At 34.9% G+C, this 15,005-nt stretch carries 13 protein-coding genes; all 13 read left to right on the top strand.

Annotation, left to right across the window (positions count from 1 at the left end; genetic code table 11):
* The first annotated feature begins 20 nt into the window (after positions 1 to 20).
* The gene (locus tag THEWI_RS11490) at positions 21 to 1,073 is read left to right on the top strand and encodes a PTS fructose transporter subunit IIC (protein ID WP_014063505.1); all 1,053 of its coding nucleotides are present in this window, start codon (positions 21 to 23) and stop codon (positions 1,071 to 1,073) included.
* A 58-nt stretch (positions 1,074 to 1,131) separates the two neighbouring features.
* A complete protein-coding gene (locus THEWI_RS11485) occupies positions 1,132 to 1,443 on the top strand; it encodes a PTS fructose transporter subunit IIB (protein ID WP_003868415.1) in 312 nt (103 codons plus the stop codon).
* A 180-nt stretch (positions 1,444 to 1,623) separates the two neighbouring features.
* The gene (ptsP, locus tag THEWI_RS11480) at positions 1,624 to 3,345 is read left to right on the top strand and encodes a phosphoenolpyruvate--protein phosphotransferase (protein WP_014063504.1); all 1,722 of its coding nucleotides are present in this window, start codon (positions 1,624 to 1,626) and stop codon (positions 3,343 to 3,345) included.
* Between the two features lie 118 nt (positions 3,346 to 3,463).
* On the top strand, positions 3,464 to 5,503 hold the full coding sequence (gene fusA, locus THEWI_RS11475; RefSeq protein WP_014063503.1) for an elongation factor G: 2,040 nt from the start codon (positions 3,464 to 3,466) through the stop codon (positions 5,501 to 5,503).
* Between the two features lie 106 nt (positions 5,504 to 5,609).
* A complete protein-coding gene (locus tag THEWI_RS11470; RefSeq protein WP_014063502.1) occupies positions 5,610 to 6,821 on the top strand; it encodes an NAD(P)-dependent malic enzyme in 1,212 nt (403 codons plus the stop codon).
* 24 nt (positions 6,822 to 6,845) lie between these two features.
* Positions 6,846 to 7,037, top strand: a complete 192-nt coding sequence (locus THEWI_RS11465; RefSeq protein WP_004404899.1) for a hypothetical protein — start codon at positions 6,846 to 6,848, stop codon at positions 7,035 to 7,037.
* Between the two features lie 166 nt (positions 7,038 to 7,203).
* Complete coding sequence (locus tag THEWI_RS11460) at positions 7,204 to 7,668, top strand: CtsR family transcriptional regulator (protein ID WP_004404897.1); 465 nt, start codon at positions 7,204 to 7,206, stop codon at positions 7,666 to 7,668.
* Positions 7,669 to 7,682: 14 nt separating this feature from the next.
* A complete protein-coding gene (locus THEWI_RS11455; RefSeq protein ID WP_003868421.1) occupies positions 7,683 to 8,198 on the top strand; it encodes a protein-arginine kinase activator protein McsA in 516 nt (171 codons plus the stop codon).
* A 9-nt stretch (positions 8,199 to 8,207) separates the two neighbouring features.
* On the top strand, positions 8,208 to 9,227 hold the full coding sequence (locus THEWI_RS11450; RefSeq protein WP_014063501.1) for a protein arginine kinase: 1,020 nt from the start codon (positions 8,208 to 8,210) through the stop codon (positions 9,225 to 9,227).
* A gap of 12 nt (positions 9,228 to 9,239) precedes the next feature.
* Positions 9,240 to 11,690, top strand: coding sequence for an ATP-dependent Clp protease ATP-binding subunit (locus THEWI_RS11445; protein ID WP_003870696.1), 2,451 nt, complete (start codon positions 9,240 to 9,242; stop codon positions 11,688 to 11,690).
* 72 nt (positions 11,691 to 11,762) lie between these two features.
* The gene (locus THEWI_RS11440; protein WP_003870694.1) at positions 11,763 to 12,227 is read left to right on the top strand and encodes a metal-dependent transcriptional regulator; all 465 of its coding nucleotides are present in this window, start codon (positions 11,763 to 11,765) and stop codon (positions 12,225 to 12,227) included.
* A 95-nt stretch (positions 12,228 to 12,322) separates the two neighbouring features.
* On the top strand, positions 12,323 to 13,588 hold the full coding sequence (locus THEWI_RS11435) for an Nramp family divalent metal transporter (RefSeq protein WP_003870693.1): 1,266 nt from the start codon (positions 12,323 to 12,325) through the stop codon (positions 13,586 to 13,588).
* 46 nt (positions 13,589 to 13,634) lie between these two features.
* Positions 13,635 to 14,996 (top strand): DNA repair protein RadA, encoded by a 1,362-nt coding sequence (gene radA, locus THEWI_RS11430; RefSeq protein ID WP_003870692.1) that lies wholly within the window; start codon positions 13,635 to 13,637, stop codon positions 14,994 to 14,996.
* Positions 14,997 to 15,005: the final 9 nt, after the last annotated feature.

The raw sequence follows: 15,005 nt of genomic DNA, 5'->3' as shown, positions 1-15,005 counted from the left end.
ATAAGGAGGATAAAAATACGATGAAGGAAGAATTAAAAAGGATTAGAGAATACTTAATGACAGGCGTATCTTACATGATACCTATAGTTGTCATAGGTGGTGTTTTAATAGCTTTTTCAATTGCATTAAGTGGTGTGCAGGCTGGTAAAGGTGCAGTTGTTACAAATCCAGTGTTAAAAAGTATGATGGATATTGGTACAGCTTCTTTTTCAATGATGGTGCCAGTTCTTGCAGGATTTATAGCTTTTGGAATAGCTGATAGACCTGGACTTGCTCCTGGACTTGTTGGTGGAGTGCTTGCAAACCAGTTGAAGGCAGGTTTTTTAGGTGGAATTATTGCAGGCTTTATCGCAGGATATGTTGCAAGGTGGATAAAGAGTTGGAGAGTTCCTAAGAATTTAAGACCTATAATGCCGATTTTTGTAATCCCGTTGTTATCAGCACTTATTGTAGGTTTTCTTATGATATATGTACTCGGTAATCCTATAAGCAGTGCAATGACAGCTATGACAAATTGGTTAAAATCCATGAGTACAGGAAATGCTGTGATTTTAGCAATGATAATGGGTGCGATGATAGCTTTCGATATGGGAGGGCCTGTAAACAAAGTTGCATTCTTATTTGCTGCAGCAATGATAGGAGAAGGCGTATATACAATTATGGGACCAGTAGCAGTAGCAATATGCATTCCCCCGCTTGGGATGGGTGTTGCTACATTGTTAGCACCCAACAAGTACACTAAAGCAGAAAAGGAAGCAGGATATGGTGCACTTGCGATGGGTATGATTGGTATTACAGAGGGTGCTATACCTTTTGCTGCAGCCGATCCATTAAGAGTAATACCATCTATAATGGTAGGCTCATCTATAGGTGCTGCGGTAGCAGCAATAGGGAAGGTTGGAGACCATGCACCACATGGTGGACCTATTGTGTTGCCGGTTGTAGATAATAAAATCATGTTTATAGTAGCTGTACTAATAGGTATTGCGGTTACTGCATTAATGGTAAATGCATTAAAAAAACCTGTTATTGAAGAAGTTGAAGATGAGAGTGAAGTTGCTGAGCAAAACTAAAAATAGTTTCAAGATTATGTAAATAATTTACAAAATTTTATAGAAAGAGGGATGGAATATGAAAATAGTTGCAGTTACAGCTTGTCCTACAGGTATTGCTCATACCTATATGGCGGCTGAAGCATTAGAGAATGCAGCAAAAAAACTTGGGCACAAAATTAAAGTTGAAACGCAAGGTTCAATTGGCATAGAGAATAAAATAACTCAGAAGGAAGTTGATGAAGCAGATCTTGTTATTTTCGCAGCAGATGTAGCAGTTAAAGAAGAATCTCGATTTAAAGATAAGCCCATCTATAAAGTTGAAGCTCAAAAAGCTATAAAAAACGCTAAAGCTGTTATTGAAGAAGCATTAAAATTGGTTAATAAATAAAGAACTGATTGTTGAGTCAGGAAAGGGATTGCCTTTCCTGATTTTGCTTTTGCGGCTATCTAAAAAATGATTTGTCAAATTTGCTTTATTTTTTTATTTTATTATTGTGCAAAAGTTTCACACTGGGACGAAAACTATGTTATAATAGACGTTAGAACTAATTTTAAGGAGGGTTAACAAATGCTAAAAGGAGTTGCGGCATCCCCAGGGATAGCGATTGGGAAGGTTTTCTTATATACTAAAGAAAAAGCAGAAATCAACATGAAAAACATAGATGAATCAAAAGTAGAGTACGAAATTGAAAGGTTTAAGAAAGCTTTAGAAGTGACGAAGGAGCAAATACAAAAAATTAAAGAAGATGCATTGAAAGAATTTGGGAAGGATAAGGCAGAAATTTTTGAGGCACATTTAATGCTAGCAAGTGACCCCGAACTTATTGAAGGGGTAGAAAACATGATAAAGACTGAACTTATAACTGCTGATAATGCGGTAAATAAAGTAATTGAACAAAATGCTTCTGTAATGGAAAGTTTAAATGATGAATATTTAAAAGAAAGAGCTGTAGATTTAAGGGATGTAGGAAGCCGTATAATAAATAATCTTTTAGGAGTAAAAAGCGTGAATCTTTCTGAACTTGATGAACAAGTGGTAGTTATAGCCAAAGACTTAACCCCTTCAGATACAGCTACCATGAAAAAAGAAATGGTTTTAGGATTTGCTACAGATGTAGGCGGAAGAACTTCTCATACAGCTATAATGGCACGTTCCTTAGAAATTCCTGCTGTAGTAGGATTGGGTAATGTTACCTCTCAAGTTAATAATGGAGATACCATAATAGTAGATGGGTTGGAAGGGGTTGTCATTGTAAATCCTGACGAAAATACAATAAACGAATATAAGGCTAAAAAAGAGAATTATGATAAAAAGGTGGAGAAATTAAAGAAATTAAAAGATTTGCCTGCAATAACTCCCGATGGCAAAAAAGTCATGTTAGCGGCAAATATAGGAACTCCAAAAGATGTAAAAAGTGCGCTGGCCAATGGAGCAGAAGGGGTTGGACTTTTTAGAACTGAATTCTTATACATGGATAGAACTACTCTTCCTACAGAAGAAGAGCAATTTGAAGCCTACAAAGAAGTTGCAGAAAAAATGGAAGGCCGGCCTGTTACTATAAGAACACTGGATATAGGAGGAGATAAGGAACTTCCTTATCTTGATATGCCTAAAGAGATGAATCCTTTTTTGGGATATAGGGCTATAAGGCTTTGCTTGGATAGGACAGACATATTTAAGACTCAATTAAGAGCAATTTTAAGAGCAAGTGCTTATGGAAATATTCACATAATGTATCCTATGATATCTTCTGTAGAAGATGTAAGAAAAGCAAATACCGTTTTAAACGAAGTAAAAGCTGAGCTTGATAAAGAAGGCATAAAATATGACAAAAACATAAAAGTAGGTATAATGGTGGAAATACCTTCTGCTGCAATAACTGCAGACATATTGGCTAAAGAAGTGGACTTCTTTAGCATAGGAACTAATGACTTGCGTCAGTATACTCTTGCTGTTGACAGAATGAATGAACACGTAAAAGATTATTATCAACCTTTTAATCCTGCTATTTTAAGACTTATAAAACTGGTTATTGATGCAGCCCATAAAGAAGGCAAATTTGCGGCTATGTGCGGTGAAATGGCGGGAGATCCTTTAGCTACAGTTATATTGTTAGGACTTGGCTTAGACGAATTTTCTATGAGTGCAACTTCTATACCTACAGTTAAAAATATCATCAGAAATGTGGAATATGAAAGAGCAAAAGAAATAGCGGAAAGGGTGCTAAATATTGCTGAGGCAGAAAAGATACAAAAAATGATGGAGGACATAATTAAAGACATTGAGTAAATCTCTGGCTTTTGCCAGAGATTTTTTATTAAAAAAATATCAAAAAAATAAAGGAAAATTTCAAAATGTATAGAATAATAATATTAAAGATTATTTGCGATAAGATAGGGGGATATGTATGAAGGATTACAAAACTAATCAAATAAGAAATGTAGGATTGGTTTCCCACGGTGGAGCCGGTAAAACTACATTAACTGAGGCATTCCTTTTCAACACAAAAGTCATTGATAGAATGGGGCGCGTAGAAAATGGCACTACTGTATCTGACTATGACCCAGAGGAAATTGCCAGGCAGATATCTATTTCCACATCAGTAATTCCAGTGGAGTGGAGAGAGTGTAAAATTAATATATTAGATATGCCAGGGTATTTTGATTTCTTTGGAGAAGTTGTAAGTGGCTTGCGGGTTGTAGACAGTGTTATAATACCTGTGTGTGCTGCTTCTGGTGTAGAAGTTGGAACTGAAAAAGTGTTTAGTTTGGCTCAAAAGAATAAGTTGCCTATTATATTTTTTATTAACAAAATGGATAGAGAAAATGCAGATTATTTTAAAACATTAAATCAATTGATGGAGAAATTTGGTAATAAGGTTATTCCTTTGACATTTCCTATTGGAAGCGAACAAAGTTTTAAAGGTTATGTAGATGTTCTTACTCAAAAAGCATACGTTTACGATGAAAAAGGGGTAAAGGAGACAGAAGTACCGGCAGATTTGATGGATAAAGTTTTATCGGCCAAAGAGGAATTGATTGAGAACATTGCTGAAAACGATGAAACTTTAATGGAAAAGTACTTTGGAGGAGAAGAATTTACACAAGAAGAAATGAAAGAAGGAATCAAAAACAGCATAAGAATTGGAGAGTTAATGCCTGTTTTATGCGGTTCAAGCCTTAAAAATATTGGAACAGATAAATTATTAGATGCTATTGTGGAATTTTTGCCATCACCTCTGGATATAGAAAGAGAAAAAGCTAGTGAAAATGGACCAGTAGCCGCATTTGTATTTAAAACTATAGCAGATCCTTATGTGGGCAGACTATCTATTTTCAAGGTTGTATCAGGTACTCTAACTTCTGATTCTACACTACTTAATTCAAATAAGCAGATGCAAGAAAAAATAAGCCAGCTTTACATTTTAAGAGGGAAAAAGCAGATGCCTGTATCTAAGTTAGTAGCTGGAGATATAGGAGCAGTTGCAAAGCTTCAATATACAATGACAGGAGATACCTTATGTGACACTTCTAATCCTGTTACGTTGTCAGCAATCGAGTTTCCTCAGCCTACACTTGCTCTTGCAATTGAACCTAAATCCAAAGGAGACGAAGAGAAAATCAGCAATGGGCTTCAAAGGCTACAGGAAGAAGATCCGACTTTTAAAGTAGAAAAGAATTTAGAGACAGGTCAAATGATAGTTTATGGAATGGGAGAGCAGCATATAGAAGTAATTTCTAAAAAGTTGATGAACAAGTTTGGAGTAGAATGCACCTTGACAGACCCAATTGTACCCTATAGAGAGACGATAAAGGGTAAAGTCAAAGTAGAAGGAAAGCATAAAAAGCAGACAGGTGGACATGGACAATATGGTCATGTGTGGATTGAATTTGAGCCAAATCCCAACAGTGAATTTGAGTTTGAAGATAAAATCTTTGGTGGAGCTGTTCCTAAACAATATATTCCAGCAGTAGAAAAAGGCTTGAGAGAAAGTATGAAAGAAGGTGTGCTTGCTCGTTATCCTGTTGTAAACATTAAAGCTACTTTGGTAGATGGTTCCTACCATCCTGTTGATTCTTCTGAAATGGCTTTCAAAATTGCTGCATCTCTTGCTTTTAAAAAGGGAATGGAACAAGCAAATCCAGTTCTTTTAGAACCTATTATGAGAGTAGAAGTGGTGGTACCTGAAGAATACATGGGAGATATCATTGGGGATTTGAATAAGAGAAGAGGAAGAATTTTAGGCATGGAGTCAAAAGACAATTTAGAAGTAATCACAGCAGAAGTGCCTTTGGCTGAAATGAATAGATATGCGACAGATTTAAGGTCTTTGACACAAGCAAGAGGAGACTTCAAAATGACTTTTGCAAGATATGAAGAAGCTCCACCTAATGTGGCACAAAAAATAATAGAAGAAAGGAAGAAATTAAAAGAAAAAGAAGAATAAGCCTGCTTTTGCAGGCTTTATTTTTATTGCAGCTAATAACTTTTTTCTAAAAAATATTTAAGTTATAATATAAGAAAACACGGGTATTAGAGGAGGACTTTATGAAATGAATATAAGAGAAGAAACTTTAAAACTTCACAAAGAAAATAGAGGCAAACTTGAAATTATAAGCAAAGTAGAAGCGAAAAATGACAAAGATTTAGCTTTAACCTATACCCCAGGTGTTGCAGAGCCTTGTAAGGAGATACATAAAAATAGTGATTTAGTATATGAATATACTACAAAGAGCCACATGATTGCGGTTGTGACAGATGGTTCAGCTGTTTTAGGTTTAGGAAACATAGGGCCCTACGCAGCACTACCTGTTATGGAAGGAAAAGCAGTTTTATTTAAAGAATTTGGAGGCGTTGATGCAGTACCTATATGTCTTGCTACTCAAGATGTTGAAGAAATTATAAAAACTGTGGTGAATATTTCACCTGCTTTTGGAGGTATAAATCTTGAAGATATTTCTGCTCCTCGCTGTTTTGAAATAGAAAGAAAGTTGGACGAAATTTTGGATATACCTGTATTTCATGATGACCAGCATGGAACGGCAGTTGTAACTTTGGCTGCTTTAATAAATGCTTTAAAAATTGTAGAAAAGGAATTAAAAGAAGTTACTGCCGTTGTAAATGGAGCTGGAGCGGCAGGGATTGCTATTGCTAAATTTTTAATAAAAGCGGGTATAAAAGATGTAATAGTTTGCGATAGAAGTGGTATCATATATGAAGGAAGAGAAGATGAAGACTTCTCTAAAAAAGAGATTGCAAAAATATCAAATAAAGGAAGATTAAAAGGGCTTTTAAAAGATGCTTTAAAAGGAGCAGATGTGTTTATTGGAGTATCAGCACCTAATGTATTAAATAAAGAAATGATAAAAACAATGGCAAAAAAACCAATAGTTTTCGCATTAGCTAATCCAGTGCCTGAGATATATCCTGATGAAGCAAAAGAGGCAGGAGCTTATGTAGTAGGTACTGGCAGATCTGATTTTCCAAACCAAATAAATAATGTGTTAGCTTTTCCGGGTATATTTAGAGGGGCATTAGAAGTTAGGGCTACTACAATTAATGAAGAGATGAAAATTAGTGCTGCGTATTCTATTGCCCAGACTATTTCAGAAAATGAACTTACTCCGGAATATATAATTCCAAAGCCTTTTGATAAAAGAGTTCTTAAAAATGTAGCAATAGCAGTTGCGAAAGCAGCAATAGAGACTGGGGTAGCAAGAGTCAATTTAGATTTAAAAGAGTTTGAAAATAGCTTTAATAAATAATAAAGTGAGCAAGAGGTGGAGGATATGAATAAAAGTCAAAAATTTTTCAAAGGAAAGCTATATAAATCTGTAAGAGGGAATTTTTTTGAAGAAGAGACTTACGAAAATACGGATAGAAAGAATTTAAAGGGAAAAAGCAATTTTTCATCTCTTATAAATCAAGAAGACCGTCAAGAGTTGGCAGATGAAGAGGAAGAAAACTATGAAAATGAATGAAAAATGGTGAAAATTTTAGAATATGAGAGATATTTTTATTATTTGATGAAAATATTAGAAAAAATCACTTGCTTTAGCGTGAAAAAGCTATTGACGAGAGGACAAAAAAATGCAAAAATATATTCGAAGGTCAAAGAAAGTCAAAGTAAAAGTAAGAGACGTGGTGATGGCGATGGCAAGGCTTAGTGATTTGATTGAAAATTTTATAAAAGAGCTAATGGAAGAGGCTGGTAAGCATTATGTAGAAATTCAAAGAAATGAATTAGCAAATGTTTTTAATTGTGCGCCATCTCAAATAAACTATGTGTTAGAGACGCGTTTTACTATTGACAGAGGATACATCATAGAAAGTAAAAGAGGCGGCGGAGGTTATATAAAAATTTATAAAACTTCTATATCAAACAATTGGATAAATAAAATAATAGAAAACATAGGGGATAATATTTCTGAGAGTAAAGCTAGATACTACATTGATGCTCTTTTAGACCACAATATTATAACGTCCAGGGAAGCAGCTTTGATGAAAGCTGTAGTTAATGATAAAATTCTTCCTTTTTCTCAGGAAGATAAGAATATGTTGCGAGCATTACTACTTAAGGCAATGCTTATGGAAATTGCTCGCAACAAGTAAAGGAGGTAATTTTTATGATGTGTGATAAATGCAAAATAAGGCCTGCTACAGTTCATTACACTAAAATAGTAAACGGAGTAAAAACTGAAATGCATTTGTGTGACCAGTGCGCAGCAGAAGAGGGAATTTTAAATACAGAAGTTTTTTCAACTTTTACACCTTTTTCAGTTCAAAATTTATTGTCAGGGTTAATGGACTTTTTGCCTGGAGTAGATGACTTTACAAAAAAAACTTTGAAATGCAGTCACTGTGGTATGACTTACGAAGATTTCAAAAAAATTGGAAGATTAGGTTGTAGTTTCTGCTATGATGCTTTTGCTGAAGAATTAAATCCTCTTATGAGGAGAATACACGGCAGTACAGAACACAGAGGGAAAATTCCTAAAAAAGCTGGCGGTAAAATGAGAGTAAAAAGAGAAATTGAGGAGTTGAAATATCAATTGGAAAAAGCTATTAAAGAAGAAGCTTATGAAAAAGCAGCAGAATTAAGGGATAAAATCAGAGAATTGGAGAAAGAATTAGGAAAGTAGGTGACCGAAATGCTACAGTACGATAAAGATGTGGTATTGTCCAGTAGAATTAGACTTGCTCGGAATATAAAAGATATTCCTTTCCCTACTATTATGACAGAAGAGCAGGGACGAAAGGTTATAGATTTGGTTAGAAAGGCTATATTAGGTAGTAATACTATTTTATCTACCCAATTTATAGAATATGATATGAAGAAATTGACTCCTATTGACAGGCAATCACTTGTAGAAAAGCACCTTATAAGCCCTGACCTTTCACAGAATACAAAGAGTGGTTATGCTCTTATAAAAGATGACAATACAGTAAGTATAATGGTCAATGAAGAGGACCATCTTAGAATACAATGCATATTAGAAGGATTAAGGCTTAATGAAAGCTGGGATACTGCCGATAAAATTGACGATTTGATTGAAGAAACTATCGACTATGCCTATGATGAAAAGATAGGTTATTTGACTTCTTGTCCTACTAACGTAGGAACAGGGATACGAGCCTCAGTCATGGTTCATCTTCCAGCTCTTACTATCACTGGGCAAATAAGCAATATTTTAAACTCTGTTTCTAAAATAGGTATGGCAGTGAGAGGGATATACGGTGAAGGTACTCAAGCTTTAGGAGATATTTATCAAATTTCTAATCAAGTCACTCTTGGCCAAAGCGAAAGAGAAATAATTGAAAATATTGAAGGAGTAGCAAGACAAATTATCTCTAGCGAAAGAAAAGCTAGAGAGGATTTATACAAAAAACAAAGAATTCAAATAGAAGATAGAGTAGGAAGGGCTTTTGGAATTTTATCTCATGCAAAAGTGATGTCTACAAAGGAATACATGACTTTAATGTCTGACGTGAGATTAGGAGCAATTTTAGGAATATTAGATGTGGATATAAATAAAATTGATGTTCTCACTACACATATACAACCAGCTAATTTACAAAAAATTTATGGCATTCAATTAGACCCCTATGAGAGAGATGTTAAAAGGGCAGAATATGTAGTAAGTCAAATAAACAAAAAAGATAATTTATAGGAGGTGTTTGTTATGGCGATGTTTGGAAGATTTACAGAAAGAGCTCAAAAAGCTCTTTATTTGGCTCAAGAGGAAGCGAGGTCTTTTTATCATAACTATGTAGGGACAGAACACATTTTATTAGGATTGTTAAAAGAAGATGAAGGAATTGCAGCAAGAGTTTTAAAAAAACTGGGAGTAACTTATGAAACTACAAGAGAGAAGGTATTGTCTTTGATTGGAATGGGAAATATTCCAGGAGACGTCGTAGGTTATACCCCTCGGGCAAAAAGAGTACTAGAGCTAAGTCTTAGTGAGGCAAGGAGATTTAATACCAGCTATGTAGGGACAGAGCATATTTTGTTAGGACTTTTAAGAGAAGGCGAAGGAGTTGCTGTAAGAATTTTAATGGAACAAGGTATAGATTTCAATAGGGTGAGAGAGGAGATTGTAAAAATGCTTAATGAAGAGCCTGCAGGAGGACCTGCAAAGGCTGCAAAAGTTAAAAATACCAATACACCTACTTTAAATCAATTTGGAAGAGATTTAACTGAGCTTGCAAGAGACGGCAAACTTGACCCTGTAATAGGAAGAGAAAAAGAGATTGAAAGAGTTATACAAATCTTAAGCAGAAGGACAAAGAATAACCCTGTCCTAATAGGTGAACCGGGTGTCGGTAAAACTGCTATTGTAGAAGGTCTTGCGCAAAAGATTGTAGAAGGAGAAATTCCTGAAATTTTGAAAGATAAAAGAGTTGTAACTTTAGACATGGCTTCTATGGTAGCAGGTACAAAGTACAGAGGCGAATTTGAAGATAGGTTAAAAACAGTATTAAATGAGGTTATAAAGGCAGGAAATGTGATACTATTTATAGATGAGATGCACACTTTGATAGGAGCAGGTGCAGCAGAGGGTGCAATAGATGCATCAAATATTCTAAAACCGGCACTTGCAAGAGGTGAAATTCAAGTAGTTGGAGCTACTACTTTGGATGAGTACAGAAAATATGTAGAAAGAGACCCTGCATTAGAGAGACGATTCCAACCAATAATTGTAGATGAACCAACTGTGGAGGAGACTATTGAGATATTAAAGGGCTTGAGAGATAAGTATGAAGCCCATCATAGGGTTAAAATTACTGACGAAGCTTTAGAAGCAGCAGCTAGACTTTCTCACAGATATATTGCAGATAGATTTTTACCTGATAAAGCTATAGACTTAATAGATGAAGCAGCTTCTCGCGTAAGACTAAAGACAGTGACAGCTCCTCCAGAGATAAAAGAACTGGAAGATAAAATCAATGACCTTATAAAAGAGAAGGAAGAAGCGATAAGAACTCAAGAATACGAAAAAGCTGCAAAAATAAGAGATGAAGAACAAAAATTGAGAGAAGAATTAGAAAAATTAAAAGCTAAATGGCAACAAAATTCTCTTTCTAATGAAAAAAGTGTAGGACCTGAAGAAATCGCACAAGTCGTATCTCTGTGGACAGGAATACCTGTTAAAAAGTTAGCTGAAGAGGAATCAGAGAGATTGCTCCACTTAGAGGAGGTATTGCATGAAAGAGTTATAGGACAAGATGAAGCAGTAGAAGCAGTGGCAAGAGCTATAAGAAGGGCAAGAGTAGGCTTAAAAGATCCAAAAAGGCCAATAGGTTCATTTATCTTCTTGGGTCCTACTGGTGTTGGTAAAACAGAACTTACAAAGGCTTTGGCAGAAGCTCTTTTTGGTGACGAAAATGCTATGATTAGGCTTGATATGTCAGAATACATGGAAAGACACACTGTATCTAAACTTATCGGTTCACCTCCAGGATATGTAGGATTTGAAGAAGGAGGACAATTAACAGAAAAAGTAAGAAGAAAGCCCTATTCAGTAATCTTGCTGGATGAAATTGAAAAAGCGCATCCTGACGTGTTTAACATTCTCCTTCAAATATTAGAAGATGGACGACTCACAGATTCAAAAGGTAGAACTGTGGACTTTAAAAATACAGTTATAATCATGACATCAAATGTGGGAGCAGAACTTTTGAAAAAGCAATCTACCTTAGGATTTATGCCTCAAGAAAAAGAAGACAAAGCCTCTTATGACAAAATAAAAGAAACATTGATGGCAGAGTTGAGAAAGACCTTTAGACCTGAATTCTTAAATAGGGTGGATGAGATAATTGTATTTCATCAACTCTCAAAAGAAGATATTGAAAAGATTGCTGATATAATGATTAAAGAATTGAATAATAGACTAAAAGAGAACAACATTAAACTGGAGTTTACTCCTGAAGCCAAAGAGGAAATTATCAAACAAGGATATGACCCCAACTACGGTGCAAGGCCTTTAAGAAGAGTTATACAAAGAATTGTAGAGAATCAATTATCAGAATTGATGTTGCAAGGGGAAGTCAAACCAGGAGATGAACTTATTGTAACTGCTAAAGATGGTAAAATAGACTTTGTAAAAAAAGATGCTGTGCAAAAGGCTTAGCCTCGTGCTAAGTCTTTTTTTTATTTAAAGATAATATATATGCTATTGAAGGATTAAAAAAGGTGTGAGCATATGGAAAAAGATAGGTTTTATACTGTAAGAGGTTACCAAATTCATTCCCAGGAGAGGAAACATCTTACATCAGCTATGGAAGACTATATAGAAATGATTTATAGGGAAAGTCTAAAAAACCCATATATCCGTGTAAATCTTCTCTCTGAACTTTTAAATGTAAAAGCCCCTTCAACTACTAAAATGCTTCAAAGGTTAAAGGAATTAGGATTTGTGGAGTATGAAAAATATGGAGTGATAGGTTTAACAGAAAAGGGCAAAGAAATGGGTAAGTTTTTATTGGATAGGCATTCTACTGTGGAGGAATTTTTAAAAAATTTAGGAGTTAAGGAGGGATTGTTAGAGCAAACAGAATTAATTGAACACAATATATCTATTGAAACGCTAGAAAAAATGAGAAAATTTAATAGGTTTTTGGAGGAAAATCCAGAAATAAAAGAAAAGTATCAGAAAAATAACCCGTAAATGCGGGTTGTTTTTTTATGTAACAGGACAAAAAAGAAACACATATTTTAAATAAGGCAAATAAATTTAGCTTTGTCTAAAATGGGGGGATTTATTTGGAAAATCGTGAGTCCATCATAGCGACTAAAAAATTTTTTTCTCTCCGTGAGACCTTTAAAAAAGTTTTAAAATATTTTGGACCAGCTTTTGTGGTAAGTGTTGCCTATGTTGATCCTGGAAATTTTGCCACGAATATAAGTGGGGGTTCTATATTTAACTACCATTTAATATGGGTGGTACTTTGTAGCAATATTATGGCCATATTTTTGCAAAATATGTCTGCAAAATTAGGAATTGCAACGGGACGCAATTTACCGGAAATGTGTAATTTGATTTTTAAAAGGAAAGTTAATTGGCTTTTGTGGATAGCAGCAGAATTGGCGGCTATGGCTACAGATTTGGCGGAGTTTTTAGGTGGTACTTTAGGATTGTATTTGCTTTTTCACATTCCTCTTATGTATGCAGGCCTTTTGACAGGAGTGATCACATTTATCATTGTTTACTTAGAAAAATATGGTCAAAAGATAGTTGAAATAGTGATTTTTGCTTTAGTTGCTATTATTAGCCTTTCTTATGCTTTTGAGCTTTTTTTGGCAAAACCAGATTGGGGAAAAGTGATGTATCATACTATAATTCCTTCTATACCAAGTGGAGAAGCTATGCTAATAGCTGTGGGAATATTAGGGGCGACAGTAATGCCTCATGTGATTTATTTGCATTCCCAGTTAGTTCAATATAGAAATACAGGAAATACATTAGAAGAAAAGAAGGAACATTTGAGGATGGAAAAGATAGATATTTTAGTAGCAATGAATATAGCATTTATAATAAATGCGGCTATGTTAATAGTGTCAGCAGCTGTTTTTTATAAAAACGGCATGGTGGTTGAGTCTATTGAAGAGGCTCACATGTCTTTAAAACCATTGTTAGGGTCTTTGTCTAGTTGGGCTTTTGGCATTGCACTTTTGGCTTCTGGTTTGTCATCATCTGCAGTAGGTACAATGGCAGGGCAGACTATAATGAAAGGTTTCGTAGGGTTAAATATTCCACTAAATGTAAGAAGACTTATAACCATGATGCCAGCACTAATAATTATTTTATTAGGTATTGACCCTTTGAAAACCCTTATCATAAGCCAAGTAATTTTAAGTTTTGAACTTCCTATGGCTATAATACCAATGCTTTTAATTACTTCTCAGAAAAAGTTTATGGGAGAATTTGTAAACACACCCATTGAAAAAGTCATTGGCATAATTGTGGCTTCTGTTATAATCTTTTTAAATGGGCTGCTTCTGTATTTCACTTTTATGGGAGAGGTTTAAAAGTGTGATATAATTAAAAGAGAATTTTGCGAAAGATGGTGGAGGTATGGCCAAATCAACTACAAAATTTGTGTGTAGAGAGTGTGGCTTTGAAAGCAGTAAATGGATGGGAAGATGTCCTAATTGTGACAGCTGGAATTCTTTTGAGGAAGAAACGATAGAGGATTCAAAAAATTTTAGGAAAAATAAAGATAGATCGCAAATATTTCTTCTCGAAGATGTAACTTTTTCAGAAGAAGAAAGAATAAAGACAGGGATTGAAGAGTTTGACAGGGTTTTAGGTGGCGGAATTGTAAAAGGTTCTCTTGTTTTAATAGGTGGTGACCCAGGAATTGGGAAGTCTACTTTGCTATTACAAGTAGCAGGTAATATTTCTGATAACAGAAAGGTACTTTATGTGTCAGGAGAGGAATCAATTCAACAGATTAAACTGAGGGCAGATAGAATTTTGAAAGAAAAGCAACAAATATATCTCTTGTGCGAAACAAATATAGAAGAGATAGAGAGAAAAATTGATGAGAATAAGCCGGATTTTGTTATTATTGATTCTATACAGACAATGTACACTGAGGAAAGTGAGACAATACCAGGAAGTGTGTCTCAGGTAAGGCAAGTGACTCAAAGGCTGATGGAGATTGCAAAACAAAAAGACATAAGTATTTTTTTGATAGGACATGTTACAAAAGAAGGGGCAATAGCAGGCCCTAAAGTTTTGGAACATATGGTAGACACAGTTTTGTATTTTGAAGGGGATAGGACCCAGTCTTTTAGGATATTGCGGGCTGTAAAAAACCGTTTTGGCGCAACTCACGAAATAGGAGTTTTTGATATGGAGGAGGATGGGCTTTGTGAGATAAGCAATCCTTCTGAATTTATTCTCTCAAATAAGCCGAAAGATGTTTCAGGGACTGCTGTTGTATGTTCTATTCAAGGGACGAGGCCAATTTTAATGGAAGTGCAGTCTTTGATATGTAAGACTACTTTTGGAGTGCCGCGAAGAATGGCCACTGGATTTGACTACAATCGTTTTATATTGCTTTTGGCAGTTATAGAAAAAAGACTGGGCATAAATCTTTCACAATTTGATGCATATGTAAATGTGGCTGGAGGAATGAAAATTCAAGAGCCAGCTGCTGACCTTGGAATAATTGCTTCATCTCTTTCTGGATATTTTAATATACCTATTCCTGAAGATGTTTGTTTTATAGGAGAGGTGGGATTGACGGGAGAAGTGAGAGGAGTCAGCAATATAGATAAACGAATAGGTGAAGCACAAAAGATGGGATTTTCTCAAGTTTTTATTCCTGAGATGAAAACAAAAGAAATAAAAAAGTTTGAGAATATAAAAATTATTAAGGTAAGAGATATAAAAGAAATTATGGATTTTTTAAGAAAGATAAAACAATAAGCGTCTTCC

This window comes from Thermoanaerobacter wiegelii Rt8.B1, from assembly GCF_000147695.2.
GTDB lineage: Bacteria > Bacillota > Thermoanaerobacteria > Thermoanaerobacterales > Thermoanaerobacteraceae > Thermoanaerobacter > Thermoanaerobacter ethanolicus.
Note: the sequence above shows the minus strand (reverse complement) of the source record. Positions and strands in the feature narration are given on the sequence as shown.

Coding starts and splice junctions, on each gene's coding strand:
- THEWI_RS11490 (WP_014063505.1), top strand. CDS start 21: ATGAAGGAAGAATTAAAAAGGATTAGAGAATACTTAATGACAGGCGTA.
- THEWI_RS11450 (WP_014063501.1), top strand. CDS start 8,208: ATGCTACAGTACGATAAAGATGTGGTATTGTCCAGTAGAATTAGACTT.
- THEWI_RS11460 (WP_004404897.1), top strand. CDS start 7,204: ATGGCGATGGCAAGGCTTAGTGATTTGATTGAAAATTTTATAAAAGAG.
- THEWI_RS11455 (WP_003868421.1), top strand. CDS start 7,683: ATGATGTGTGATAAATGCAAAATAAGGCCTGCTACAGTTCATTACACT.
- radA (WP_003870692.1), top strand. CDS start 13,635: ATGGCCAAATCAACTACAAAATTTGTGTGTAGAGAGTGTGGCTTTGAA.
- fusA (WP_014063503.1), top strand. CDS start 3,464: ATGAAGGATTACAAAACTAATCAAATAAGAAATGTAGGATTGGTTTCC.
- ptsP (WP_014063504.1), top strand. CDS start 1,624: ATGCTAAAAGGAGTTGCGGCATCCCCAGGGATAGCGATTGGGAAGGTT.
- THEWI_RS11485 (WP_003868415.1), top strand. CDS start 1,132: ATGAAAATAGTTGCAGTTACAGCTTGTCCTACAGGTATTGCTCATACC.
- THEWI_RS11440 (WP_003870694.1), top strand. CDS start 11,763: ATGGAAAAAGATAGGTTTTATACTGTAAGAGGTTACCAAATTCATTCC.
- THEWI_RS11470 (WP_014063502.1), top strand. CDS start 5,610: ATGAATATAAGAGAAGAAACTTTAAAACTTCACAAAGAAAATAGAGGC.
- THEWI_RS11465 (WP_004404899.1), top strand. CDS start 6,846: ATGAATAAAAGTCAAAAATTTTTCAAAGGAAAGCTATATAAATCTGTA.
- THEWI_RS11445 (WP_003870696.1), top strand. CDS start 9,240: ATGGCGATGTTTGGAAGATTTACAGAAAGAGCTCAAAAAGCTCTTTAT.